Origin of the sequence: Methylobacterium sp. Leaf125 (assembly GCF_001423085.1) — a bacterium.
GTDB lineage: Bacteria > Pseudomonadota > Alphaproteobacteria > Rhizobiales > Beijerinckiaceae > Methylobacterium.
In genome coordinates this window covers 294,546-318,931 of the sequence record NZ_LMNU01000001.1, presented here as the reverse complement: position 1 = coordinate 318,931, position 24,386 = coordinate 294,546, and the positions used below count along the sequence as shown (strand labels likewise).

The window sequence follows — 24,386 nt, the reverse complement described above, 5'->3', positions numbered from 1 at the left end:
GACGGACCTTGCGAAAACCCGAGAAACGCGCTACCGGTGAGGCCTCTCCTCGTTACGCCGCGTTGCATCCGTGAGCCCCTGGCTCCGCCAAGACGATGCGCGGAGCCGTCTTTCCCCAGGACGGACCGACTGATCGGCGCCGAAACGGCGCCCGGCGACCAAACTCCCCGACTGCCATTTCCGACCCTCTGCCCCGCCTCGCCCTTCCCGCCGGTTCTGAATCCCCCATGACGTCACCGTACGAGACCCTCCCCGTGGAAAGCCCGGCCGAGGGCGGCATCGTCGCCGCCGATCTCGACGGCATGCGCGAGGTCAAGCTCCAGGACCTCAAGTCCAAGACGCCGACCGACCTGATCGCCTTCGCCGAAGAGGTCGAGGTCGAGAACGCCTCGACCATGCGCAAGCAGGAGCTGATGTTCGCGATCCTGAAGCAGCTTGCTGCCAAGGAGGTCGAGATCATCGGTGCCGGCACCGTCGAGGTGCTGCAGGACGGCTTCGGCTTCCTGCGCTCGTCCGACTCGAACTACCTGCCGGGTCCCGACGACATCTACATCTCGCCGACCCAGATCCGTCGCTTCGGCCTGCGCACCGGCGACACCGTCGAGGGACCGATCCGCGGACCCAAGGATGGCGAGCGCTACTTCGCGCTGCTGAAGGTCAACACGATCAACTTCGAGAACCCGGAGAAGATCAAGCACAAGGTCCACTTCGACAACCTGACGCCGCTGTTCCCGACGCAGCGCTTCAAGCTCGAACTGGACAATCCGCCGAAGAAGGACTTCTCGCCGCGGATCATCGACATCGTCGCCCCGATCGGCAAGGGCCAGCGCGCCCTGATCGTGGCGCCGCCGCGCACCGGCAAGACCGTGCTGATGCAGAACATCGCGCAGTCGATCACCATCAACCACCCGGAATGCTACCTCATCGTGCTGCTCATCGACGAGCGGCCCGAGGAAGTGACCGACATGATTCGCTCGGTGAAGGGCGAGGTCATCGCCTCGACCTTCGACGAGCCGGCCACCCGCCACGTGCAGGTCGCCGAGATGGTGATCGAGAAGGCCAAGCGCCTCGTCGAGCACGGCCGCGACGTGGTCATCCTGCTGGATTCGATCACCCGCCTCGGCCGCGCCTACAACACCGTGGTGCCGTCCTCCGGCAAGGTGCTCACCGGCGGCGTCGACGCCAACGCCCTGCAGCGCCCGAAGCGCTTCTTCGGTGCCGCCCGCAACATCGAGGAGGGCGGCTCGCTCTCGATCATCGCCACCGCGCTCATCGACACCGGCTCGCGCATGGACGAGGTGATCTTCGAGGAGTTCAAGGGCACCGGTAACTCCGAGATCATTCTCGACCGCAAGGTCTCCGACAAGCGCATCTTCCCGGCCATCGACATCACCCGCTCGGGCACCCGCAAGGAAGAGCTCCTGGTGCCGCCGGATGCGCTCAAGAAGACCTACGTCCTGCGCCGCATCCTCAACCCGATGGGCGTCACCGACGCGATCGAGTTCCTCATGGACAAGCTGCGCCAGACCAAGAGCAACAACGACTTCTTCGACTCGATGAACACCTGAGGCCCACCGGGCCGGCCCCGGATCGCGCGCGCGCATTCGGGTCCGGCCCATGGCTCTCCCTCGCCTGACAATTTCCGGCTGAAACAAGTTCATTAGCTGGTTAACGAATGCCTGACGCGCCTGGTATCGGCTTCCAGGGCACCGCCCCGATGACCGAACCGCCTACCCTCTTCGCGCCCGCCACCGGCCCCGGTCGATCGGCCGTCGGCGTGATCCGGATCTCGGGCCCGGCCTCGGCCGCGGTGATCCGCGCCCTCTCCGGCCCCCTCCCCCCGCCCCGGCGCCTGTCCCTGCGTACGCTGCGCGCGCCCGACGGCACGCCCCTCGACCAAGCCCTCGTCGCCTGGATGCCGGGCCCCGCCAGCTTCACCGGCGAGGACATGGTGGAGCTGCACCTGCATGGCGGCCTCGCGGTCCGCAGCGCGGTCCTGCGCGCCCTGGCCGAGATCCCGCAATGTCGACCGGCCGAACCCGGGGCCTTCACCCGCCGGGCCTTTCTCAACGGCCGCCTGGACCTCACCGAGGCCGAGGGCATCGCCGACCTCATCGACGCCGAGACCGAGGCGCAGCGACGCCAGGCCCTGCGCCAGCTCGACGGAGCCCTCGGCAAGCGCGTCGCCGATTGGCGTGAACGCCTGATCGATCTGCTGGCCGGCGTCGAGGCGGCCCTCGACTTCTCCGACGAGGGCGATGTCGACGACGCGGCCCTGGATGCCGCCCTGGCGCAGAAGGCGCGGGTGATCCGCAACGAGGTGGCGATGGTCCTGGCCGATGCCCGGCGCGGTGAGCGCCTGCGGGACGGATTCACCGTCGTCCTGGCGGGGCCGCCCAATGCCGGCAAGTCGACGCTGCTGAACGCCCTGAGCCGACGCGAGGCGGCGATCGTCTCGGCGATCCCCGGCACGACCCGCGACGTCATCGAGGTGCGCTGCGACCTCGGCGGGTTGCCGGTGATCCTCGTGGACACTGCCGGCCTGCGCGCGGCGAGCGATGCCATCGAAGCGGAAGGCATCCGGCGGACGCGGGCCCGGATGCGGCAGGCCGACCTCGTCGTGATGCTCGCGGGCCCGGATGCGGAGACGTCGACGGCCGAGCCGATGCCGGACGGGCCGGTGCTTCGCGTGCGGACCAAGGGCGACCTCGATCCCGCCGCCCCCCTGCCGGACGGCGCATTTCCCATCTCGGCCCTGACCGGTCTGGGTCTCGACCGGTTGTTGGCGGCCATCGAGGATCAGGCCTCCCGAGCGGTCGGGAGCGGAGACGCCCTGATCACGCGCGAACGTCACCGGCTGGGCCTGACCCGCTGTCGCGAGCATCTCGATCGGCTGCTGGCAGGGACGGTCCTGCCCGAGCTGGCCGCCGAGGATCTGCGGCTGGCGGTCCGGGCGCTCGGCGAAGTGGCCGGACATGTCGGCGTCGAGGAAATGCTGGATCGGCTCTTCGCCGGCTTCTGCATCGGAAAGTGAGCCCGTCCCTCCGCGCCCTGTGACCCTGGGACCACGAGGCTTCGGTTTCACGTGAAAACCACGTCGCCGCCGATCCATCGATTGACCATCGGCGCCCCAGCCGCTTAATCGATCCCATGCACCAGACACCTGATTCCTACGACGTCATCGTCGTTGGTGGAGGCCATGCCGGCGTCGAGGCGGCTGCGGCCGCCGCCCGGATCGGCGCGCGGACGGCGCTCGTGACCCATCAGGCCGCCACCATCGGCGCCATGTCCTGCAACCCCGCCATCGGGGGCCTGGGCAAGGGACATCTGGTCTGCGAGGTCGATGCCCTCGACGGCCTGATGGGACGCGTCGCCGACGCGGCCGGCATCCAGTTCCGGCTGCTCAACCGGCGGAAGGGGCCGGCGGTCCGTGGCCCGCGCACCCAGGCCGATCGCAAGCTCTACGCCTGCGCGATGCAGGCGGCCATTGCCGAGACCGCGAACCTGCGGGTGATCGAGGGGGAGGTGGCCGATCTCGCCGTTGCGCAGGGGCGCGTCTCCGCGGTGCTCCTGGCCGATGGGCGCACCCTCCCCTGCGCCGCCGTCGTCCTCACCACCGGCACCTTCCTGCGCGGCCTCATCCATATCGGTGAGACCCGGATCCCGGCCGGCCGGGTCGGCGAGGCCCCCTCCGTGGGGCTGGCCCAGACCCTCGACCGCGCCGGTTTCGCCCTCGGGCGGCTGAAGACCGGCACCCCGGCCCGTCTCGACGGACGCACCATCGACTGGTCCGGCCTGGAGATGCAGTCGGCGGACGCGGATCCGGTGCCGTTCTCGACCCTCACCGAGCGGATCACCACCCCACAGATCCAGTGCGGCATCACCCGTACGACCCAGGCCGTCCACGACCTCATCCGCGCCAACCTGCACCGCTCGCCGATGTATTCCGGCGGCATCGCCAGCCGGGGCCCGCGCTACTGCCCGTCCATCGAGGACAAGGTCGTCCGCTTCGGCGACCGCGAGGGTCACCAGATCTTCCTGGAGCCCGAGGGCCTCGACGACCCGACCGTCTACCCGAACGGCATCTCCACCGCGCTTCCCGAGAGCGTCCAGCGCGACGTCATCGCGTTGATCCCTGGACTGGAGCGGGCCACCATCCTGCGGCCGGGCTACGCCATCGAGTACGACTACGTCGATCCGCGCGAACTCAATGCCACCCTCCAGGCCAAGCGCCTGCCGGGCCTGTTCCTGGCCGGGCAGATCAACGGCACCACCGGCTACGAGGAAGCGGCCGGGCAGGGGCTCGTGGCCGGGATCAACGCCGCCCGCCTCGCCGGCGGTTCGGCCCTCGCCACCTTCGACCGGGCCGAGTCCTATCTCGGCGTGATGATCGACGACCTCGTCACCCATGGGGTGAGCGAGCCCTACCGCATGTTCACCTCGCGTTCCGAGTACCGGCTGTCCCTGCGCATCGACAATGCCGACGAGCGCCTGACGCCCAAGGGCGCCGCCCTCGGCTGCGTCGGACAGCGCCGTGCCATGCATTTCGCCACCGCGCAGACGGCCCTGGACGGGGCGCGCGGCCAGCTCGACCGCCTGAGCCTGACCCCGAACCAGGCCCAGGCCGTCGGGATCGCGCTCAATCAGGACGGTATCCGCCGCTCCGCCTTCCAGCTTCTGTCCTACCCGGACATCGACTGGGCGCGCCTCTGCGCAGTCTGGCCGGAGCTCTCAGCGGTCCCGCCCCGCGTGGCCGAGCGGCTCTGCACCGACGCCACCTACGCCGTCTACCTCGATCGGCAGCAGGCGGACATCGCCGCCTTCCGCCGGGACGAGGCGGTCGCCCTGCCGATCCGTCTGGATTATGCGGGCATTCCCGGCCTGTCGAACGAGATGCGGCTCAAGCTCGAAGCCGTGCGCCCGGGAACGCTGGGGCAGGCGGCACGGATCGAGGGTGTGACTCCGGCCGCCCTCACCCTCCTGGCGGCCCATGCCCGCCGGGCCGACCGCGGGGCCGCGCATGGCCTCTGATCGCGACCGCGATCGGGTCCTGGCCAGTGCGGGTGTTTCACGTGAAACAGCGCAGCGCCTCGACCTCTACGTCGCGCAGCTGCGGCGCTGGCAGACCGTGAAGAACCTCGTCGGGCCCGCGACCCTGACCGAGGTCTGGACCCGTCACATCGCCGATGCGCTCCAGCTTCGAGCCATCGCGCCGGAGGCGGAGACCTGGCTCGACCTCGGGGCAGGGGCCGGACTCCCCGGCCTCGTCCTGGCCATCGCGGGGCATGAGCGCCCCGGGTTTCAGGTCGATCTCGTCGAGAGCAACGCGCGCAAATGCGCCTTTCTCACCGAGACCGCGCGCCTGACCGGCGCACCGGCCAAGGTCCACAATGCCCGGATCGAGCAGGTCATCGCGGCCCATCGCGGCGTCGCGGTGGTCTGCGCCCGGGCCCTCGCGCCCCTCGCCCAGCTGCTCGCCTGGGCGGAGCCGCTGTTGACAACCGGCACGGTCGGCCTGTTTCCGAAAGGACGGGATGTCCAATCGGAATTGACCGAGGCCGCGCAACGGTGGAGATTCGTTTACGATCTCGTGCCGAGCCGAACCGAGTCGGAAGCGCGGATCGTCCGCGTCACGACCCTATCTCGCGTGGATTCATGACAAGCGCTCCGACTCCCGTACCGACGACCGGCGGCAATCCGGATCGGCCGCTGCGCATCCTGGCCCTAGCCAACCAGAAGGGTGGCGTCGGCAAGACGACCACCGCGATCAACCTCGGCACGGCGCTGGCGGCCATCGGTGAGAGCGTGTTGGTGATCGACCTCGATCCGCAGGGCAATGCCTCGACGGGCCTCGGCATCGACCGCCGCCAGCGCAAGGTCTCGACCTACCACGTGCTCGCCGGGGAGGCGTCCCTGGGCCAGGCCTGCATCCCCACCGCGGTGCCGCGCCTGATGGTGGCGCCCTCCACCATGGACCTGCTCGGCCTGGAGATGGAGATGGCGAGCGCGCCGGACCGCGCCCATCGCCTGCGCAACGTCCTCAAGGGTGTCGGCGAAGCGGGCGCCACGGCGGGCGTCACCTACGTCCTGATCGATTGCCCGCCCTCCCTGAACCTGCTGACCATCAATGCCCTCGCCGCCTCCGACGCGGTGCTGGTGCCCCTGCAATGCGAGTTCTTCGCCCTGGAGGGCCTGAGCCAGCTGCTGCGCACGGTGGAGCAGGTGCGCGGCGCGCTCAATCCGCGCCTGACCATCCAGGGCATCGTCCTGACCATGTTCGATCCCCGCAACAACCTGTCGGCGCAGGTGGTGGCGGATGTGCGCAGCTTCATGGGCGAGAAGGTCTACGAGACCATGATCCCCCGCAACGTCCGGGTCTCCGAGGCGCCGTCGCACGGCAAGCCGGTGCTGCTCTACGATCTCAAATGCGCGGGCTCGCAGGCTTACCTGCGCCTCGCTTCCGAGATCATCCAGCGCGAGGGGCGCCTCCCCGTCGCGGCGTGACGATGCGGGGGCGCCCTGCCCTCGCCGTATGACAAGCGTGTCCCCAAGGTTCGGAGTTGAAGCAGGTGGCGATGGCGGATGATGTGGTGCGGCCCCGGCTCGGGCGCGGCCTCGCGGCCCTGATCGGCGATTTCGGCGATGACAGCGCCGAGGCGAGCAAGTCGCAGGAGCAGCGCAAGGTTGCGGTGGAATTCCTGCGTCCCAACCCGCGCAACCCGCGCCGCCGCTTCAACGAGTCGGATCTCGAGGAACTGTCGGCCTCGATCAAGCTGCGCGGCATCATCCAGCCCATCGTGGTGCGGGCCCTCGCCGGCGTGCCGGACACCTACGAGATCGTGGCGGGCGAGCGCCGTTGGCGTGCGGCCCAGCGGGCGGGCCTGCACGAGGTGCCCGTGGTCACGGTGGAGATCGACGACCGGACCTCGCTGGAATTCGCCATCCTGGAGAACGTCCAGCGCACCGACCTCAACGCCATCGAGGAGGCCGCGGGCTACGAGCGCCTGATGAGCGAGTTCCAGTACAGCCAGAGCGAACTCGCCGAGATCCTGGGCAAGAGCCGCAGCCACTTGGCCAACACCCTGCGCCTGCTCCAGCTCGCCCCGACGATCCAGGACCGGGTCGTGGCCGGTGAGATCACCGCGGGCCATGCCCGCGCGCTCCTGGCCGTGCGGGACGCCGAGGGCGTTGCCCGTCGGATCGTGGAGGAGGGCCTGTCGGTGCGCGAGGTCGAGGCCCTGGCCTCCGCCGAGGTGCCGGAGGGTGACGGTCCCCGCCCCGGCCGGCCGCGGCGCGCAGCGGAGAAGGATGCTGAGATCCGCACCCTGGAACAGGCTATGGCCCGGGCCCTCGGCATGACCGTGGCCGTAAAGACCAAGGTGGCCGGCGCGGGCGAGATCCGCATCCGCTACGAGAACGCGGCCGAGCTCGAAGCCCTGTGCCAGCGCTTCAACCTGGGGCAGGCGGAGGCCTGACCCCGACCGATCGCTATCGCCGCCGGGCCGCCTCGCCGGCGATGCGCAGGAGCGTGCTCGACGCGTGGGCGTGGGCGAGGTCCGGGTCCGCCCGGCGGCAGGCCAGGACGGAGTCCTGCAGCAGCTGGACCGCGTGGCGCAGGGCCGGCGGCGACCAGCGCGCGAGCTGCGTTTCCACCAGGGCCTTGCGCCGGAAATGCAGGCCGCGCCAGTTCGCCACCATCAGGCTGGGGCTCTGCCCCTCCCCGGCAAGCCGCGTCGCCAGCAGGGTCAGGGCGTGCCGCAGGGCCGAGCCCAGCATCACCGATGGGTCCATGCCCTCGTGGCGGAAGCGACGATAGTCGCGCTCGACCTCGCCGCTGCGGCCGGCGAAGGCCGCATCGATCAGCGTGTTGAGCACGCTGCCGGCGACGTCGCTGACCACCGCCTCGACATCGTCGAGGCTGACGCTGCCCTGCCCCTGGGCGTAGAGGGCGAGCTTCTCGATCTCCGACAGGCTGGCGCCGCGGTCGCCGCCGAGGCTGGTGGCGAGCACGTCCCGCGCCTCGCGGGCGATGCGCAGGCCCTGGTCCTGCAGGGTGCGGTCGATGAGGTCGCCGAGCGCCCGCTCGTCGTCGGGATAACAGGGCAGGGCGAGGGCCTTCGGCGACTTCTCGCAGAGGGTCCGCAGGGGGGCACTCTTGGCGAGGTCGCCGCCCTCCACCACGATGCGGGCGTTCTGGATCTCGGCCTTGAGGGCGGCCTCGACCGCGGGCGCGTAGTTGCGGCTGCCGGACCGGACCCAGATCGTGCGGCTGCCGCCGAAGAGTCCGACCGTGCCGGCCTCGTCCACGAGGCGTCCGGGATCCTGGGCCAGCACGTCCCCGTCGATCTTCACCATGGCGAAGGGGTCGCCCGGGTCGCTGACGAAGGCTTCCGCCAGGGCCTTGGCGCGGGTGAAGACGAGGCCCGTATCCGGGCCGTAGACGAGCAGGATCGCGATGCGCGGATCGGGTCCGCGCCGGATCAGGCCGTCGACGTCGCTGGCCTTGACGGCGGTCACGGCAGGGCCCGGCTCAGGGCTTCGTCACCAGCACGGAGGCGATGCGGGTCTTGATCTGCTCGGCCAGGACCTTGGCGAGGCGGATCTCGGCGTCGCGGGCGGCGCGCAGGCTGGCGAAGCGCTGGATCGAGCGGTCGTAGGTGGCGGTGGAGGTCGCCACCCCCTCGCTGATGATCTTCGTGCCGCTGAGGTCTTCCAGGGCGTACTTCACCGTTCCGACGATGGTGCCGGCCTCGGCGCGACCGGTCTGCGAGGACACGATCGGGGTCTGCACCGACTCGCTGCCCTGCATCTTCAGGCGGTAGCGCTTGGTGGAAGGCTGGCCCGAACCGTCGAGATCGAAGATGAGCTCGCTGCGCAGGTAATGGCCCAGACGCTCCTGACCCTGGGCCATCGCCACGTCGTCCACCTGAACGGAGGCGAGGAGGGCGGCCATCGGCTCGCCCGAGGCGGTGGGTCCGTAGAGGGGACGGAAGCAGGCCGACAGGTTGAGCGCCAGGGCGGCGACGGCCGCGACCCGCAGAGCGCGGCCGACCGTGCCGGCCGCCGCTGCCCGAACCGCCACTGCCCTGTTTGCCAAGCGCATCATGCCCGCCGCCGTCCCGCTGTCTCGTCCCGCCCGTCTGTACGGCGAACCGGGGTTCGACGACAGCCTATTCGCCCCAAGCTTTACGTTTCCTATCCGGCAGGATCATGGTCGCCGGATCGGGGGTGTGGACAGCGGGGGCGTCCCCCTCCTTCGTGGGGGAGGTCGGGAACCCGCTCAGACCACGAGGTTCACGATCCGGCCCGGGACCACGATGACCTTCTTCGGGCTGCGGCCTTCGAGGGCGCGCTGCACCGCCTCGTCGGCCAGCACGAGGGCCTGGACGGCCGCGACGTCGGCGCTGCGCGGCACCGTGACGTCCGCCCGCTTCTTGCCGTTGAGCTGGACCGGAAGGGTGACGCTGTCCTCCACCAGCAGCGCGCGATCGACCTCCGGCCAGGGCGCCTGGGCGGCGAGACCGTCGCGGCCGAGCGCCTGCCAGCATTCCTCGGCGAGGTGCGGCATCATCGGGGCGATCAGCTGGGTCAGGATCCCGGCCGCTTCCCCGGCGGTGGCCCGCGAGACGCCGCCCCGCAGCGCTTCGTCGAGGGCGTTGGCGAGGGTGTAGATGTGGGCCACGCAGCGGTTGAAGCGCAGGCGCTCCACGTCCTCCTCCACGGCGGCCAGGGCCTTGTGGGCAGCCTTGCGCAGGGCGGCGTCGCTCGCGCCGGTCGTGGTTTCGACGGTGCTCGCCAGGGAGACCAGACGCCAGACGCGCTGGACGAAGCGGGCCGCGCCCTGGACGCCGTCCTCGGTCCAGATCACGTCGCGCTCCGGCGGAGAGTCGGAGAGCATGAACCAGCGCGCCGTGTCGGCACCGTAGCTGGCGATGATGTCGTCCGGGTCGACGACGTTCTTCTTCGACTTGGACATCTTCTCGATGGCGCCGATCGTGATCGGCTCCGCCGTTTTCACGTGAAACGCTTCGCGGGTGCCGGACTCGGCCGAGATCCGGATGTCGGCAGGAGGCACCCAGGCGCCGGCCGCATCCTTGTAGGTCTCGTGGACGACCATGCCCTGGGTGAACAGGCCGTCGAAGGGCTCGGAGACGCCGGACCAGTCCGTGGCCTTCATCGCCCGCATGAAGAAGCGGGCGTAGAGCAGGTGCAGGATCGCGTGCTCGATCCCGCCGATATACTGGTCGACGGCGAGCCACTGGTCGACGGCCGTGCGGTCCGTGGGCGCGTCCTGCAGCCAGGGCGCGGTGAAGCGGGCATAGTACCAGGACGAATCCACGAAGGTGTCCATGGTGTCGGTCTCGCGCCGCGCCGGCCGGCCGCAGGTGGGGCAGGGGACGTCGCGCCAGGCGTGATCCCGCTCCAGCGGGTTGCCGGGCACGTCGAAGGAGACCTCCTCGGGGAGCTTCACCGGCAGGTCGGCCACCGGGACCGCGACGGGTCCGCAGGCCTCGCAATGGATGATCGGGATCGGGCAGCCCCAGTAGCGCTGGCGCGAGACGCCCCAGTCGCGCAGGCGGAACTGCACCTTGCGCTGCGCCACCGGCGCCCCGTCGAGGATCTCCGCCTCCAGGCGGTTGGCCACGGCGTGGAAGGCCTCGTCGGTGGTCATGTCGTCGAGGAAGCGCGAGTTGATCATCCGCCCGTCGCCGTCATAGGCGGTGTCGGTGATGACGAAGCTGGCACCGTCCTGGTCCTCCGGGCAGACCACGGGGGTGTTGCCGAGCCCGTACTTGTTGGAGAAGTCGAGGTCGCGCTGGTCGTGGGCCGGACAGCCGAACACGGCGCCGGTGCCGTATTCCATGAGCACGAAATTCGCGACGTAGACCGGCAGCAGCCAGGACGGGTCGAGGGGATGGCGCACCGTGAGCCCGGTGTCGAAGCCGAGTTTCTCCGCCGTGTCGATGGCCGCCTGGGCCGTGCCCGTGCGCCGGCATTCCTCGATGAAGCTCTGCAGGGCCGGGTGGGCCGGAGCCAGGGCCGCGGCGATCGGGTGGTCGGCGGCGATGGCCAGGAACTTCGCCCCGAACAGGGTGTCGGGCCGCGTGGTGTAGACCTTCACCTCGGGAGCGATGTGGGCCGGCGGCGCCTCCAGGGCGAAGCGGACCTCCAGCCCCTCGGAGCGGCCGATCCAGTTCTTCTGCATCACCCGGACCTTCTCCGGCCAGCGCTCCAGGCCGCCGAGGGCGTCGTAGAGGTCCTGCGCGAAGTCGGTGATCTTGAAGAACCACTGGGTCAGCTCGCGCTGCTCCACCAGGGCGCCCGAGCGCCAGCCGCGCCCGTCGATGACCTGCTCGTTGGCCAGCACGGTGTGGTCCACCGGGTCCCAGTTCACCTTGGCCGTGCGGCGCGTCACCAGCCCCTTGGCCAGGAAGTCGAGGAACATGCGCTGCTGGTGCTTGTAGTAGTCGGGATCGCAGGTCGCGATCTCGCGGCTCCAGTCGAGGGACAGGCCCATGCTCTGGAGCTGCCCGCGCATCGTCGCGATGTTGGCATAGGTCCAGTCGCGCGGGTTGACCTTGCGCTCCATGGCGGCGTTCTCGGCCGGCAGGCCGAAGGCGTCCCAGCCCATCGGGTGCAGCACGTTGAAGCCCCGCGCCCGCTTGTAGCGCGCCACCACGTCGCCCATGGCGTAGTTGCGCACGTGGCCCATGTGGATGCGCCCCGACGGGTAGGGGAACATCTCCAGCACGTAGTATTTCGGCTTCGGATCGTCGTTCCGGGTGGCGTAGATGCCCGCCGCCGCCCAGGCCTGCTGCCAGCGCGGCTCGGTCTCCTTGGCGTTGTAGCGCTCGGGAGCGGGTTTGGGGGCAGGGGTGGTCGTCATGGGCCGGGCGCCGGGGTTCTGGGGTGAGGGGCGCGCCTCGCGGGGTGCGGGCTCGCCCTGAGAGGCTGAGGGCCGGACTACCACGGGGAGGGGAGGGGTCAACACGGATCGGGCTGCCCGGTCCGCGGGGGAGCGTCGGCGCCGAGCCCGCGTCGGCGCGCGGCGCGTTGTCCTTGCGGCCCGCGCCCGGAATGGTAGTCCCCGGGCCGAGCGATCCACCGAACCCCTTCCCTGCGAGGCAGCATGGCCGACACAGTCCCCGACGACGCCATTTCCGAAACCTTGCCCGAAAGCTCGCCCGAGACCTCGCCCGACGCTGCCCCCCTCCCTCCGAACGCCGCCGACGTGGTGGCCGGGCTGGCGGCGGTGCGCCACCAGATTGCCCAGGCGGCGGAGGATGCCGAGCGCGATCCCGCCACGGTCGCCCTGGTGGCGGTGTCGAAGACGATTCCCGCCGCCGGGATCCTGCCGGCGCTGGCGGCCGGGCAGCGCCTGTTCGGCGAGAACTACGTCCAGGAATCCAAGGCCAAGTGGCCGGCGCTCCGGGAGCGCTACCCGGACGTGGAGCTCCACCTCGTCGGCCCGCTGCAATCGAACAAGGCCCGGGAGGCGGTGGAGCTGTTCGACGTCCTCCACGGCCTCGACCGGCTTTCCCTCGCGGCGGCTTTGGCCAAGGAGATCGCGCGGGTGGGCCGCGCGCCGAAGCTCCTGATCCAGGTCAATACCGGCGACGAGCCGCAGAAGGGCGGCGTCGCGCCGGCCGCGCTCGACACCCTGCTGTCCGCCTGCCGCGAGACCCACGGCCTCACGATCCACGGGCTGATGTGCATCCCGCCCGCCGACGCGCCGCCCTCGCCGCACTTCGCCCTGCTGGCCCGGATCGCCGAGCGCCACAGCCTGCCGATCGTCTCCATGGGCATGAGCGCGGACTACCCCGCCGCGATCCAGATGGGCGCCACCCATGTCCGGGTCGGCACCGCGATCTTCGGCGCCCGTCCGCGCAAGGGCTAGGGCCGCCTCACACCGTCCGCACCACCCGCGCCAGGGCGGTCCGGAGGTCCGCGGCCGCCGTCGCGCCGTAGCGTGCCTCGAAGCCCGCCTGCGCCACCCGCCAGAGGGGCTCGGCCTCGGCGATGCGCCGCCGGCCGGCCTCGGTGAGGTGGAGGGCCCGGGTCCGCCCGTCCGGTCCCGGCCCGACGGCGAGGAGGCCGTCGCGCTCCAGGGGCTTCAGGGCCCGCCCCATGGTGGTGCGGTCCATCGCCATGGCATCGGCGAAGGCGGCGATGGCGATCGGGCCGAGGCGCGCCAGGCCCACCAGCATCGAATACTGCGACGTGCGCAGGCCCGCCGGCGCCAGGTGCCGGTCGTAGAACTGCGTCACCTGCCGGGCGCCCCGGCGGATCGCGTTGCAGTGGCAGAGCACGGCGGGGGAGGGGGGATCGGCCATGGAACGCTCCGCGCGGTCGGAGCCCTTGTCTAAAGCGTGCATATGCGCTTATGCAAGGCGCCTGCGCTCCTGCAAGGCTCCAGGGCCTCGGCAGCCGGCGCGCCGGAGCACCGTGCCATGGCCACCGACCCCACCCTGCGCCTGTCCGACGCCGTCGCGACGGGGTTCGCCCGCCGCGGCCTCCATTACGGCTGGGCCGTGGCCGGCGTGACCTTCCTGACCATGCTGGTCACGGCGGGCGCCGTCGGAGCCCCGGGTGTCCTGATCCTGCCCCTCCAGAAGGAGTTCGGCTGGGACACGGCGACGATCGGCTCGGCGCTCGCCGTCCGCCTCGTCCTGTTCGGCCTGATGGGGCCCTTCGCCGCCGCCCTGATGAACCGCTACGGCCCGCGCCGGATCGTGCTCCTGGCCCTGGGACTGATCGCCGGCGGCCTGCTGGCCTCCCTGCGGATGACGCAGGTCTGGCAGCTCGTCCTGCTCTGGGGCGTGGTGGTGGGCATCGGCACGGGGCTGACCGCCCTGGTGCTGGGCGCCACGGTGGCGACGCGCTGGTTCTCGCGATCCCGCGGCCTCGTGGTCGGCCTCCTCACCGCCAGTTCCGCCACGGGGCAGCTCGTGGTGCTGCCCCTGCTCGCCGCCCTCACGGAGGCCCTCGGCTGGCGCGCCGCCCTGCTGGTGATCTGCGGCCTCCTCCTCGCGGCCGGCCTCGGAGTCGTCGCCCTGATGCGGGACCGGCCGGAGGATCTCGGGCTGGCGCCCTACGGCGAGACGCGCCCGACCGTGGCCCCGGCCACCCCGGGCTCCGGTGCCACCGGCCCGAGCGCCCACGGCGCCCTGTCCGCCCTGCGCGACGCCGCCGGCACCCGGGTGTTCTGGGTGCTGTTCGCCACGTTCTTCATCTGCGGGGCCAGCACCAACGGGCTGATCCAGACCCACTTCATCCCCCTCTGCGCCGATTACGGCATCGGGCCGGTGCAGGGCGCCAGCGTGCTCGCCGCCATGGGGGTGTTCGACTTCATCGGCACCGTGGCCTCGGGCTGGCTCTCCGACCGCTACGACAACCGCTGGCTCCTGTTCTGGTACTACGGCCTGCGCGGCCTCTCGCTGATGTTCCTGCCGTTCTCGGACTTCTCCTTCGTGGGCCTGTCGCTGTTCGCGGTGTTCTACGGCCTCGACTGGATCGCCACGGTGCCGCCCACCGTGCGGCTGACCGCGGCGCGGTTCGGGCGCGAGCGCGCCAACCTCGTCTTCGGCTGGGTCTTCGCCGGCCACCAGCTCGGCGCGGCGACGATCGCCTACGGAGCCGGTCTCTCGCGGACCGAGCTCGCGACCTACCTGCCGGCCTTCTTCGCCGCCGGGGCGCTCTGCCTCGCCGCCGCCGGGCTGATCCTCACCCTGGGCCGGCCGGCCCCGCAGGGTGTCCCCGCGGCCACACCGGCCCGCGCCTGAGCCGCGGGTCGGCCCTCGCCCTCGGGCTCTGGTCCGGATGATGCTAGGGGCGGGCACCGATGTGCCGCCCTGGTTCCCGTCCGATCCGTCTCAGCCCCCTCCGTGCCCGGCCGAATCGCCCGAAGGCCGTCGCTCCGCCCCCTCCGGGCGGGCCGGCGGCCCTTGCGTGGCGTGCGCGGGGTCATGCCCGGAAAAGCAGCAAATCTCTGGAAATGTCAGTGTGGGACCGGGGCGCGACCCTCAAGGCCCTGGACCTTCCGCTCAAGGTCTCGGCACTGTCCGACACAGCACCGCCACATTCACGGGCGCGCGCCCGCACGCTTGCCACGGGCGCTCGCCCGGATGCCCGATCACAGGGGACGACGACGCGATGAACTACAACTGGAACTGGGGCATCTTCCTCGAACCGTCCCCGGAAGGCACCGGCACCTACGCGGACATGCTGCTCTCGGGCCTGATGTGGACGGTGGTGACGGCCCTCTGCGCCTGGGTGATCGCGTTTCTCCTGGGCTCCGTCATCGGCGTGATGCGCACCCTGCCGTCGAAGCTCGCCAACGCCGTCGGCACGACCTACGTCGAGCTGTTCCGCAACATCCCCCTGCTGGTGCAGATGTTCCTCTGGTACTTCGTCCTGCCGGAGGTGCTGCCCGAATCCTGGGGCAGCGGGATCAAGCAGCTGCCCAACGCGCCGTTCTACACGGCGGTGGTGTGCCTGGGCTTCTTCACCGCCTCCCGCGTCGCCGAGCAGGTGCGCGCCGGCATCCAGGCCCTGCCGCGCGGGCAGAAGATGGCCGGCACCGCCATGGGCCTGACGGTCTACCAGACCTACCGCTACGTGCTCCTGCCCAGCGCCTACCGGATGATCCTGCCGCCGCTGACCTCCGAATTCCTGAACAACCTCAAGAACACCTCGGTCGCCCTCACCATCGGCCTGCTCGAGCTCACCGCCCGCGCCCGCGCCATGCAGGAATTCTCGTTCCAGGTGTTCGAGGCCTTCACCGCCGCCACCGTCCTCTACGTCCTGATCAACGTCGTGGTGATCTTCACCTCCGGCTGGATCGAGCGCCGCGTCGCCGTCCCGGGCCATCGCTGAGGGGCTGCCCTCCGCCTTCTCCTCCTCAAGGATCGCCGCGATGCTCGCGAATTTCGACTTCTCCGTCATCACCTCCGCGCTGCCGTACCTGTTCCTGGACGGCATGCGCTTCACCCTGACGCTGACGGCGCTCGCCGCCATCGGCGGCATCGTGCTCGGCACGCTCATCGCCATGATGCGGCTCTCCAGCCTGCCGGTGATCCCGACCGTGGCCAAGGGCTACGTCAACCTGATGCGGTCGCTGCCCCTCGTGCTGGTGATCTTCTGGTTCTACTTCCTGGTGCCCTATCTCGGGCAGTGGATCACCGGGGCCGACCGGCCGATGACGGTGGGCGCCTTCACCTCGTCGCTGGTGACCTTCACGCTGTTCGAGGCGGCCTACTTCTCCGAGATCATGCGCGCCGGCATCCAGTCGATCCCCAAGGGCCAGGCGGCGGCGGCCTCGGCGCTGGGCCTGACCTACTTCGCCTCGATGCGCAGCGTGATCCTGCCCCAGGTGTTCCGCAACATGACGCCGATCCTGCTGACGCAGACCATCGTCCTCTTCCAGGACACCTCGCTGGTCTACGTCCTCTCGGTGACCGACTTCCTCGGCGCGGCCTCGAAGATCGCCCAGCGCGACGGCCGCCTCGTGGAAATGTACCTGTTCGCGGCCGTGGTCTACTTCGCGGTCTGCTTCGTGGCCTCCATGGCGGTGCGCCGCCTCCAGAAGAAGATCGCCATCATCCGCTGACGCCGGGCCCCCCCTCTGCCCAGGCATTCCCTGGACGAGGCCTTCCCCCGCTCCGGCGTCGCCGCATCCCAGACGAGGATTTCCGCCATGACCACGTCGCTCAACACCGCCCAGGCCCCCGTGACCACGGGGCCGATGATCACCATGAAGTCCGTCAGCAAATGGTACGGCGACTTCCAGGTCCTCACCGATTGCAGCACCGCCGTGAACAAGGGTGAGGTGGTGGTGGTCTGCGGGCCCTCGGGCTCCGGCAAGTCGACCCTGATCAAGTGCGTCAACGCCCTCGAGCCCTTCCAGAAGGGCGAGATCGTCGTCGACGGCACGCCCGTGCATGATAAGAAGACCAACCTGCCGAAGCTGCGGGCCCGGGTCGGCATGGTGTTCCAGCACTTCGAGCTGTTCCCGCACCTCTCCATCACGGAGAACCTGACCCTGGCGCAGCGCAAGGTGCTCCGGCGCGACGAGGACACCGCCCTCAAGACGGGTCTGGCGCTCCTCGACCGGGTCGGCCTCTCGGCCCACGCCAAGAAGTTTCCCGGCCAGCTCTCGGGCGGCCAGCAGCAGCGCGTGGCCATCGCCCGGGCGCTCGCCATGAACCCGGTGGTGATGCTGTTCGACGAGCCGACCTCGGCCCTCGATCCCGAGATGGTCGGCGAGGTGCTCGACGTCATGGTCCAGCTCGCCCGCGAGGGCATGACCATGATGTGCGTGACCCACGAGATGGGCTTCGCCCGCAAGGTCGCGAACCGCGTGATCTTCATGGACAAGGGCGAGATCGTCGAGGACGCCACCAAGGAGGACTTCTTCGCCAACGCCCGCTCCGAGCGCGCCCAGAACTTCCTGTCGAAGATCCTGGTGCATTGAGGGCCGGCGCCGGTTTCGGCGCCCCGTCGTCCCCCCGAGGGCGGACGGCGTCACCGAAGCGGGACCGTTTCCCGCTTCGGTCGTTGCCCCATCCCTGAGGGAATCCCGCTGCGCGGTGGACCCTGAACGAGCCCGCGCCACGGTCTTCACGAAGTTCGGAGCGTCCGCGACCTCGCCGTCGCGTTGACCCTCCCGGTGGTCGTTTTCCCCGTGGCGCGCCGCACGGCGCGGGACCCGGGCGGCTCCCGTCGCGCGGCGCTGCGCGCGGGCCGCACCGACATCGCCGCCCTGCTGCGAGACCGCGCCTCCGGGGTGCCGTCCCGGCCGCCCCGTCATCCTCGCCCCATGATCCTCGCCCCATGATCCTCGCCCCATAATCCTCGCGATCGGCTTCGGGGTTGGGTGTGCCCCGTGGGTGGCCGGCCGTGTCGCCTGGACCCACGCGACGTCTCTCGGAACAGCCGCGACGGCGTTGGGATCGTCTCGGCGGGGACCGGCCTGGGCCGGATCATCCGGACCCGGCGCGGACCGGCGCAGCGACCTGCCCGGGGCTGCGCCGGACCCGACAACGCCGCCGGCACGGGTCTGGAAAGCCAGACAAAAAAATTCAAACCCGTAACAAATTTCGCAGACCAAAAACTTTCGGCTTCGGCGAAGCCATTGCCAGACAACGCAAAAAGCGATTGGGTGGGGTTGGCACGAACGCTGCTCACGAACGCTGCCGACGCACGAACGCCGCTGACGCGTGGCGCGCCAAAGAGCGGACCGCGAGAACCGCTGAAAAACCAAGGAGGATGCCATGGAGCGTAGCCGCGACCTCGATCCCGTCGAGACGCAGGAATGGCTCGATTCGCTGGACGGCGTCCTCGACGTCGACGGGCCGGAGCGGGCGCATTACCTGATCGAGCAGGTGATCGACGGGGCCCGCAAGAAGGGCGCTCCCGTCCCCTACTCGGCCAACACCGCCTACCTCAACACGATCCTGCCCGAGAAGCAGGACCCGCATCCCGGCGACCGGGCGATCGAGCACCGCATCCGCTCGGCCATCCGCTGGAACGCCATCGCGATCATCCTGCGGGCGAACAAGGACTCGTCCGAGCTCGGCGGCCACATCGCCAGCTTCCAGTCCGCCGCCACCCTCTACGACACCGGCTTCATGCATTTCTGGCGGGCGGCCGATGCCAGCCACGGCGGCGACCTGATCTACGTGCAGGGCCATTCCTCGCCCGGCGTCTATGCCCGCGCCTTCCTGGAGGGGCGCCTCACCGAGGAGCAGCTCCTCGGCTTCCGGCAGGAGGTCGGCGGCAAGGGCCTGTCGTCCTATCCGCATCCCTGGCTGATGCCGGATTTCTGGCAGTTCCCCACCGTCTCCATGGGCCTCGGCCCCCTGATGGCGATCTACCAGGCGCGCTTCCTGCGCTACCTGCACCACCGCAACCTCGCGCAGACGGACGGCCGCAAGGTCTGGGCCTTCATGGGCGACGGCGAGATGGACGAGCCGGAGAGCCTGGGCGCCATCGCGCTCGCGGCACGTGAAAAACTCGACAACCTCGTCTTCGTCATCAACTGCAACCTGCAGCGCCTCGACGGGCCGGTGCGCGGCAACGGCAAGATCGTCCAGGAGCTGGAGGCCGATTTCCGCGGCGCCGGCTGGAACGTCATCAAGGTGCTGTGGGGGTCGGGCTGGGACGCCCTGATCCAGCGCGACAGCACCGGCATGCTGGCGCGCCTGATGGAGGAGTGCGTCGACGGCGAGTACCAGGACTTCAAGTCGAAGAACGGCGCCTACATCCGCGAGCACTTCTTCGGCCGCTACCCCGAGACCGCGGCCCTCGTGGCCGACATGAGCGACGACGACATCTGGCGCCTCACCCGCGGCGGCCACGACCCGCGCAAGGTCTTCGCCGCCTACAGCGCCGCCTCCAAGCACAAGGGCCAGCCCACCCTCATCCTCGCCAAGACCGTCAAGGGCTACGGCATGGGCGAGTCCGGCGAGGGCCAGAACATCACCCACCAGCAGAAGAAGATGGGCGAGGCGGTCCTGCGCCAGTTCCGCGACCGCTTCCAGATCGACCTGACCGACGACCAGCTGAAGGAGATCCCCTTCATCAAGTTCCCCGAGGGCAGCCCCGAGCACCGCTACCTGATGGCGCGGCGGGAAGCCCTCGGCGGTCCCCTCCCGGCCCGGCGGCGGACATCCCAGGCCCTGGAGATCCCGCCGCTCTCGGCCTTCTCGGCCCAGCTCAAGGAGACCGCGGGCCGCGAGATCTCCACCACCATGGCCTTCGTGCGCATCCTCAACACGCTGCTGCGCGACAAGAACATCGGCAACCGCATCGTGCCGATCGTGCCCGACGAGAGCCGCACCTTCGGCATGGAGGGCATGTTCCGCCAGTTCGGCATCTTCTCCCAGGTCGGCCAGCTCTACCGGCCGGAGGATGCCAACCAGCTGATGTACTACAAGGAGGACAAGAACGGTCAGATGCTCCAGGAGGGCATCAACGAGCCGGGCGCGATGTCGTCCTGGATCGCGGCCGCGACCTCCTACTCGCACTCCGACGCGCCGACGATCCCGTTCTACGTCTACTACTCGATGTTCGGCTTCCAGCGGGTCGGCGACCTCGCCTGGGCGGCGGGCGACATGCGGGCGCGGGGCTTCCTCATCGGCGGCACGGCGGGGCGCACCACCCTCAACGGCGAGGGCCTGCAGCACGAGGACGGCCACAGCCACCTGATCTCGTCCACCATCCCGAACTGCGTCTCCTACGACCCGACCTTCTCGTACGAGGTGGCGGTGATCGTGCAGGACGGCCTGCGCCGGATGTATGCCGAGCAGGAGGACGTGTTCTACTACATCACCGTGATGAACGAGAACTACGAGCACCCCGGCATGCCGGAGGGCGCCGAGGCCGACATCATCAAGGGCATGTACCTCTTCAAGGAGGGCCCGAAGGAGAAGACCCGGGGGCACCGGGTCCAGCTCCTGGGCTCGGGCACCATCCTGCGGGAGGTCATCGCCGCGGCCGCCCTGCTGGAGCAGGATTTCGGCATCAGCGCCGACATCTGGAGCTGCCCGAGCTTCACCGAGCTGCGCCGCGACGCCATGGCGGCGGAGCGCTGGAACCTCCTGCACCCGCTGGAGGGCAGGCGCCTCTCCCATGTGGAGACCTGCCTGACCGGCCGCACCGGCCCGGTGGTGGCCGCCACCGACTACATGCGCCTGTTCGCCGACCAGATCCGCACCTGGGTGCCCGGACGCTACCGCGTGCTCGGCACCGACGGCTTCGGCCGCTCGGACTACCGGGCCCGCCTGCGCGACTTCTTCGAGGTCAACCGGCACTGGGTCGTGGTGGCGGCGCTGCACAGCCTGGCCGAGGAGGGCGTGATCCCGGCCCAGACCGTGGCCGACGCCCTCGCCCGGTACGGCATCGACACCGACCGGCCGGCCCCCTGGACCGTCTGAGCTGATCCGGCTCGGCGCCGGCCGCCCACGCGCGGCCGGCGCCCCCGACTTCCCGACCTTTCACCGACCACACCACCGGACGAGGGGGCCCGCGAGAGGCTCCGACTCAGCCAGGGAGAATGCGCAGTGGGCATCGAGATCCAGATCCCGGACATCGGCGACTTCAAGGACATCCCGATCATCGAGATCCACGTGAAGGAGGGCGACACGATCGGGCCCGACGACCCGCTGGTCTCGCTGGAATCCGACAAGGCGACCATGGACGTGCCCTCGCCGAGCGCCGGCGTGGTGGAGCGGATCCTGGTCAAGCTGGGCGACAAGGTGAGCGAGGGCTCGCCGCTCCTGGTGTTCAAGGGCGAGGCCTCCCAGGGTGTGGTCAAGGGCGCCGAGACCGCCGCCGACGCGCCCGCGGGCGCCGACAGCGCCGCCCTGCTCGCCAAGCAGGAGCCGGCCCCGAGCGCGACGCCCACCCCGAATTCGGCCCCCGCCGCGCCCGCCCCGTCGGCCGGCAACCTTCCCGACTTCTCGCAGATCCATGCCAGCCCCGGCGTGCGGCGCCTGGCCCGCGAGCTCGGCCTCGACCTGACCGCGGTGAAGGGCACCGGCGAGAAGGGCCGGATCACCAAGGAGGACGTGAAGGGCCACCTCACCCGCGCGGCGGCGCCCGCCGCGGCCGCCTCCGGCACGGCCGCCTTCTCCGGCGGCGGCATGGGCATCCCGGAGATCCCGGCGGTGGATTTCGCGAAGTTCGGGCCGATCGAGACCCTGCCCCTGTCGCGGATCAAGAAGATCTCCGGCGCGCACCTGCACCGGTCCTGGCTCAACGTGCCGCTGGTCACCCACCAGGACGAGTCGGACATCACCGAGACGGATACCTACCGCAAGGAGCTCGACGCCCAGGGCAAGGAGCTCAAGGACAAGGGCTACCGCGTCACCCTGCTGGCCTTCCTGATCAAGGCCGCGGTTTCCGCCCTACGCAAGCACCCCGAGTTCAACGCCTCGCTGTCGCCTGAGAAGGACGCCCTGATCCTCAAGCGCTACTACAACATCGGCGTCGCGGTCGACACGCCGGACGGGCTCGTCGTCCCGGTGATCAAGGAGGCCGACCGCAAGGGCCTCGTGGAGATCAGCCGCGACCTCGGGGCGATCTCGGCGAAAGCCCGCGACGGCAAGCTCAGCGCCGCCGACATGCAGGGCGCCACCTTCTCGATCTCCAGCCTCGGCGGCATCGGCGGCACCGCCTTCACGCCGCTGGTCAACGCCCCCGAGGTCGCGATCCTGGGCGTCGCCCGCGCGAAGATGAGCCCGGTCTGGAACGGCACCGCGTTCACGCCGCGCCTGATCGTGCCGCTCTCGCTCTCCTACGACCACCGCGTCATCGACGGTGCGCTCGCCGCGCGCTTCACCCGCCACCTCGCCCACGTCCTCGAGGACGTCCGGCGCCTCGTCGTCTGACGAAGCCCGGTTGCGCGACCCAACGAGCGAGGTGAAGCGATGAGCAGCAACGACGTCCACCTGCCGGATATCGGCGACTTCAAGAACGTGCCCGTGATCGAGGTCAGCGTCAGCCCCGGCGACGTGATCTCGGTCGACGACGTGATCATCGTGCTGGAATCCGACAAGGCCACCATGGACATCCCGTCCCCCGTGGCCGGCACGGTGGCCGAGGTGCGGATCAAGCCCGGCGACACGGTGAGCCAGGGCGACCTGATCCTGGTGATGGCCGAGGCCGCGAACGCCGGGGCCGGCGCGCCGAAGCCCACGGTCACCGACACCACCAGGTCCGGCGCTCCCGCCTCCGCCCCCGGCGGCGCCCCCGCGGCCATGAGCGGCCACGCCCCGGGCGAGGGCCAGGCCGGCTACGGCTCCTCGGCCACCGCCACCGGCGGGGCGGCGCCCGCGCCGGCCCCGAAGGCGGCGGCTCCCGTCTCCGGCGAGGCGATGCGGGCCCAGGTCCTCGTCATCGGGGCCGGACCCGGCGGCTACACCGCCGCCTTCCGGGCGGCCGATCTCGGCCAGTCGGTGGTGCTGGTCGAGCGCTGGCCGAGCCTCGGCGGCGTCTGCCTCAACGTGGGCTGCATCCCCTCGAAGGCCCTGCTGCACGCCGCCAAGGTCATCGACGAGAGCCACGCCATGGCGGCGCACGGCATCAGCTTCGCCGCGCCGCAGATCGACATCGACAAGCTGCGCGCCTGGAAGGACGGGGTGGTCCAGCGCCTCACGGGCGGCCTCACCGGGCTGGCCAAGCAGCGCAAGGTCACGGTGGTGACGGGCGAGGCCCGCTTCGTCAGCCCGAACCAGGTTGCGGTGGAGCACGAGGGCCAGACCCGGATCATCGGCTTCGACCACGCCATCATCGCGGCCGGCTCCGAGCCCGTGCAGATGCCCTTCATCCCGCACGACGACCCGCGGGTCCTCGACTCGACGGGGGCGCTGGAACTCGACGGCGTCCCGGCCCGCTTGCTGGTGATCGGCGGCGGCATCATCGGGCTGGAGATGGCCACCGTCTACCACGCCCTCGGCGCGAAGGTGACCATCGTCGAGCTGATGGACCAGATCATCCCCGGCGCCGACAAGGACCTGGTCACGCCGCTGATGAAGCGGATCAGCAAGCAGTACGAGGCGATCCACCTCAAGGCCAAGGTCACCGCCGTGGAGGCGACGCCGCAGGGGCTGAAGGTCTCGTTCGAGGGCGGCACCGCCCCGGCCAGCGACACCTTCGACAAGGTGCTGGTCTCGGTGGGGCGGCGCCCCAACGGCCAGCGCATCGGCGCGGAGGCGGCGGGCGTCGCCGTCGACGCGCGCGGCTTCATCGCCGTCGACCGGCAGATGCGCACCAACGTGCCCCACATCTTCGCCATCGGCGACGTGGTCGGCCAGCCGATGCTGGCCCACAAGGCGACGCACGAGGGCAAGGTCGCGGCCGAGGTCGCCGCCGGCAAGGCCAGCGCCTTCGACGCCAAGGTCATCCCCTCGGTCGCCTATACCGACCCCGAGGTGGCCTGGGTCGGCATGACCGAGACCGAGGCCAAGGCGAAGGGCGTGAAGGTCGGCAAGGGCGTCTTCCCCTGGGCGGCCTCCGGGCGCTCCCTGGCGCTCGGCCGCGAGGAGGGCCTGACCAAGGTCCTGTTCGACCCGGAGACGGACCGCATCCTCGGCTGCGGCATCGTCGGCCCGTCCGCCGGCGACCTCATCGCCGAGGCGGCCCTGGCCATCGAGCTGGGGGCGGATGCCGAGGATATCGGCCTGACCATCCACCCGCACCCGACCCTGTCGGAGACGATCGGCTTGGCGGCGGAGGCCTTCGAGGGCACCATCACGGACCTCTACATGCCCCGGAAGGACGGGCCGAAGCGCGCCGGCCACTGACGCCGGGCGTTCGTGCCGAGGCTCGGACATCGGCAGGCGCCTTCGGGACGGGCGCCGCCGCATCAGGAAGACAGGACCGCG

The 24,386-nt window shown here is 70.4% G+C and carries 17 protein-coding genes and 1 pseudogene; 14 read left to right on the top strand and 4 right to left on the bottom strand.

What is annotated here, in order from left to right:
* Positions 1–227: 227 nt before the first annotated feature.
* The 6 genes from rho to ASF58_RS01385 all read left to right on the top strand — a co-directional run bounded on the left by rho (position 228) and on the right by ASF58_RS01385 (position 7,475).
* Complete coding sequence (rho, locus tag ASF58_RS01410) at positions 228–1,568, top strand: transcription termination factor Rho (protein ID WP_055946483.1); 1,341 nt, start codon at positions 228–230, stop codon at positions 1,566–1,568.
* Between the two features lie 149 nt (positions 1,569–1,717).
* A complete protein-coding gene (gene mnmE, locus ASF58_RS01405) occupies positions 1,718–3,034 on the top strand; it encodes a tRNA uridine-5-carboxymethylaminomethyl(34) synthesis GTPase MnmE (protein ID WP_055948563.1) in 1,317 nt (438 codons plus the stop codon).
* A gap of 116 nt (positions 3,035–3,150) precedes the next feature.
* Positions 3,151–5,031 carry a tRNA uridine-5-carboxymethylaminomethyl(34) synthesis enzyme MnmG gene (gene mnmG, locus ASF58_RS01400; RefSeq protein ID WP_055946480.1) on the top strand — a complete coding sequence of 627 codons (1,881 nt, stop codon included), beginning with the start codon at positions 3,151–3,153 and terminating at the stop codon, positions 5,029–5,031.
* A complete protein-coding gene (gene rsmG, locus ASF58_RS01395; RefSeq protein WP_055948560.1) occupies positions 5,021–5,659 on the top strand; it encodes a 16S rRNA (guanine(527)-N(7))-methyltransferase RsmG in 639 nt (212 codons plus the stop codon). Before mnmG ends, rsmG begins: the two co-directional genes overlap by 11 nt.
* Positions 5,656–6,504 carry a ParA family protein gene (locus ASF58_RS01390; protein ID WP_055946476.1) on the top strand — a complete coding sequence of 283 codons (849 nt, stop codon included), beginning with the start codon at positions 5,656–5,658 and terminating at the stop codon, positions 6,502–6,504. The genes rsmG and ASF58_RS01390 overlap by 4 nt, the downstream gene beginning before the upstream one ends.
* Positions 6,505–6,575: 71 nt before the next feature.
* Positions 6,576–7,475: a ParB/RepB/Spo0J family partition protein gene (locus ASF58_RS01385; protein WP_055948557.1), complete on the top strand. Its 900-nt coding sequence runs from the start codon at positions 6,576–6,578 to the stop codon at positions 7,473–7,475.
* A 13-nt stretch (positions 7,476–7,488) separates the two neighbouring features.
* Here ASF58_RS01385 and holA read toward each other — a convergent pair whose 3' ends face one another.
* The 3 genes from holA to leuS form a co-directional block, all read right to left on the bottom strand.
* Positions 7,489–8,517, bottom strand: coding sequence for a DNA polymerase III subunit delta (gene holA, locus ASF58_RS01380; RefSeq protein WP_055946472.1), 1,029 nt, complete (start codon positions 8,515–8,517; stop codon positions 7,489–7,491).
* 13 nt (positions 8,518–8,530) lie between these two features.
* Positions 8,531–9,106, bottom strand: a complete 576-nt coding sequence (gene lptE, locus ASF58_RS01375; RefSeq protein WP_244477151.1) for an LPS assembly lipoprotein LptE — start codon at positions 9,104–9,106, stop codon at positions 8,531–8,533.
* A 174-nt stretch (positions 9,107–9,280) separates the two neighbouring features.
* The gene (leuS, locus tag ASF58_RS01370) at positions 9,281–11,887 is read right to left on the bottom strand and encodes a leucine--tRNA ligase (RefSeq protein WP_055946469.1); all 2,607 of its coding nucleotides are present in this window, start codon (positions 11,885–11,887) and stop codon (positions 9,281–9,283) included.
* 243 nt (positions 11,888–12,130) lie between these two features.
* Between leuS and ASF58_RS01365 the strand changes: the two genes are divergently transcribed.
* Complete coding sequence (locus tag ASF58_RS01365) at positions 12,131–12,898, top strand: YggS family pyridoxal phosphate-dependent enzyme (RefSeq protein ID WP_055946466.1); 768 nt, start codon at positions 12,131–12,133, stop codon at positions 12,896–12,898.
* A gap of 7 nt (positions 12,899–12,905) precedes the next feature.
* On the opposite strand, the gene ASF58_RS01360 is transcribed toward ASF58_RS01365, so the two are convergent.
* On the bottom strand, positions 12,906–13,334 hold the full coding sequence (locus ASF58_RS01360) for a MarR family winged helix-turn-helix transcriptional regulator (RefSeq protein ID WP_055946462.1): 429 nt from the start codon (positions 13,332–13,334) through the stop codon (positions 12,906–12,908).
* A 117-nt stretch (positions 13,335–13,451) separates the two neighbouring features.
* Here ASF58_RS01360 and ASF58_RS01355 point away from each other — a divergent pair, with 117 nt between their 5' ends.
* The 7 genes and pseudogenes from ASF58_RS01355 to lpdA all read left to right on the top strand — a co-directional run bounded on the left by ASF58_RS01355 (position 13,452) and on the right by lpdA (position 24,305).
* Positions 13,452–14,783 carry an MFS transporter gene (locus tag ASF58_RS01355; RefSeq protein WP_055946458.1) on the top strand — a complete coding sequence of 444 codons (1,332 nt, stop codon included), beginning with the start codon at positions 13,452–13,454 and terminating at the stop codon, positions 14,781–14,783.
* A gap of 370 nt (positions 14,784–15,153) precedes the next feature.
* On the top strand, positions 15,154–15,876 hold the full coding sequence (locus tag ASF58_RS01350) for an amino acid ABC transporter permease (protein ID WP_055946454.1): 723 nt from the start codon (positions 15,154–15,156) through the stop codon (positions 15,874–15,876).
* Positions 15,877–15,916: 40 nt separating this feature from the next.
* Positions 15,917–16,609: an ABC transporter permease subunit gene (locus ASF58_RS01345; protein ID WP_055946451.1), complete on the top strand. Its 693-nt coding sequence runs from the start codon at positions 15,917–15,919 to the stop codon at positions 16,607–16,609.
* A 135-nt stretch (positions 16,610–16,744) separates the two neighbouring features.
* On the top strand, positions 16,745–17,473 hold the full coding sequence (locus ASF58_RS01340; protein ID WP_055948551.1) for an amino acid ABC transporter ATP-binding protein: 729 nt from the start codon (positions 16,745–16,747) through the stop codon (positions 17,471–17,473).
* A 799-nt stretch (positions 17,474–18,272) separates the two neighbouring features.
* Positions 18,273–20,936 (top strand): pyruvate dehydrogenase (acetyl-transferring), homodimeric type, encoded by a 2,664-nt coding sequence (gene aceE / locus ASF58_RS01335; RefSeq protein WP_055946449.1) that lies wholly within the window; start codon positions 18,273–18,275, stop codon positions 20,934–20,936.
* A 120-nt stretch (positions 20,937–21,056) separates the two neighbouring features.
* A pseudogene (gene aceF / locus ASF58_RS01330) lies at positions 21,057–22,391 on the top strand (dihydrolipoyllysine-residue acetyltransferase); the annotation flags it as partial.
* Positions 22,392–22,430: 39 nt separating this feature from the next.
* Positions 22,431–24,305 carry a dihydrolipoyl dehydrogenase gene (gene lpdA / locus ASF58_RS01325; protein ID WP_055946442.1) on the top strand — a complete coding sequence of 625 codons (1,875 nt, stop codon included), beginning with the start codon at positions 22,431–22,433 and terminating at the stop codon, positions 24,303–24,305.
* The last annotated feature ends 81 nt before the right edge of the window (positions 24,306–24,386 follow it).

Excerpts from the sequence above, each read along its gene's own strand:
- rho (WP_055946483.1), top strand. The coding sequence starts at position 228 with ATGACGTCACCGTACGAGACCCTCCCCGTGGAAAGCCCGGCCGAGGGC.
- mnmE (WP_055948563.1), top strand. The coding sequence starts at position 1,718 with ATGACCGAACCGCCTACCCTCTTCGCGCCCGCCACCGGCCCCGGTCGA.
- mnmG (WP_055946480.1), top strand. The coding sequence starts at position 3,151 with ATGCACCAGACACCTGATTCCTACGACGTCATCGTCGTTGGTGGAGGC.
- rsmG (WP_055948560.1), top strand. The coding sequence starts at position 5,021 with ATGGCCTCTGATCGCGACCGCGATCGGGTCCTGGCCAGTGCGGGTGTT.
- ASF58_RS01390 (WP_055946476.1), top strand. The coding sequence starts at position 5,656 with ATGACAAGCGCTCCGACTCCCGTACCGACGACCGGCGGCAATCCGGAT.
- ASF58_RS01385 (WP_055948557.1), top strand. The coding sequence starts at position 6,576 with ATGGCGGATGATGTGGTGCGGCCCCGGCTCGGGCGCGGCCTCGCGGCC.
- lptE (WP_244477151.1), bottom strand. The coding sequence starts at position 9,106 with ATGATGCGCTTGGCAAACAGGGCAGTGGCGGTTCGGGCAGCGGCGGCC.
- leuS (WP_055946469.1), bottom strand. The coding sequence starts at position 11,887 with ATGACGACCACCCCTGCCCCCAAACCCGCTCCCGAGCGCTACAACGCC.
- ASF58_RS01365 (WP_055946466.1), top strand. The coding sequence starts at position 12,131 with ATGGCCGACACAGTCCCCGACGACGCCATTTCCGAAACCTTGCCCGAA.
- ASF58_RS01360 (WP_055946462.1), bottom strand. The coding sequence starts at position 13,334 with ATGGCCGATCCCCCCTCCCCCGCCGTGCTCTGCCACTGCAACGCGATC.
- ASF58_RS01355 (WP_055946458.1), top strand. The coding sequence starts at position 13,452 with ATGGCCACCGACCCCACCCTGCGCCTGTCCGACGCCGTCGCGACGGGG.
- ASF58_RS01350 (WP_055946454.1), top strand. The coding sequence starts at position 15,154 with ATGAACTACAACTGGAACTGGGGCATCTTCCTCGAACCGTCCCCGGAA.
- ASF58_RS01345 (WP_055946451.1), top strand. The coding sequence starts at position 15,917 with ATGCTCGCGAATTTCGACTTCTCCGTCATCACCTCCGCGCTGCCGTAC.
- ASF58_RS01340 (WP_055948551.1), top strand. The coding sequence starts at position 16,745 with ATGATCACCATGAAGTCCGTCAGCAAATGGTACGGCGACTTCCAGGTC.
- aceE (WP_055946449.1), top strand. The coding sequence starts at position 18,273 with ATGGAGCGTAGCCGCGACCTCGATCCCGTCGAGACGCAGGAATGGCTC.
- lpdA (WP_055946442.1), top strand. The coding sequence starts at position 22,431 with ATGAGCAGCAACGACGTCCACCTGCCGGATATCGGCGACTTCAAGAAC.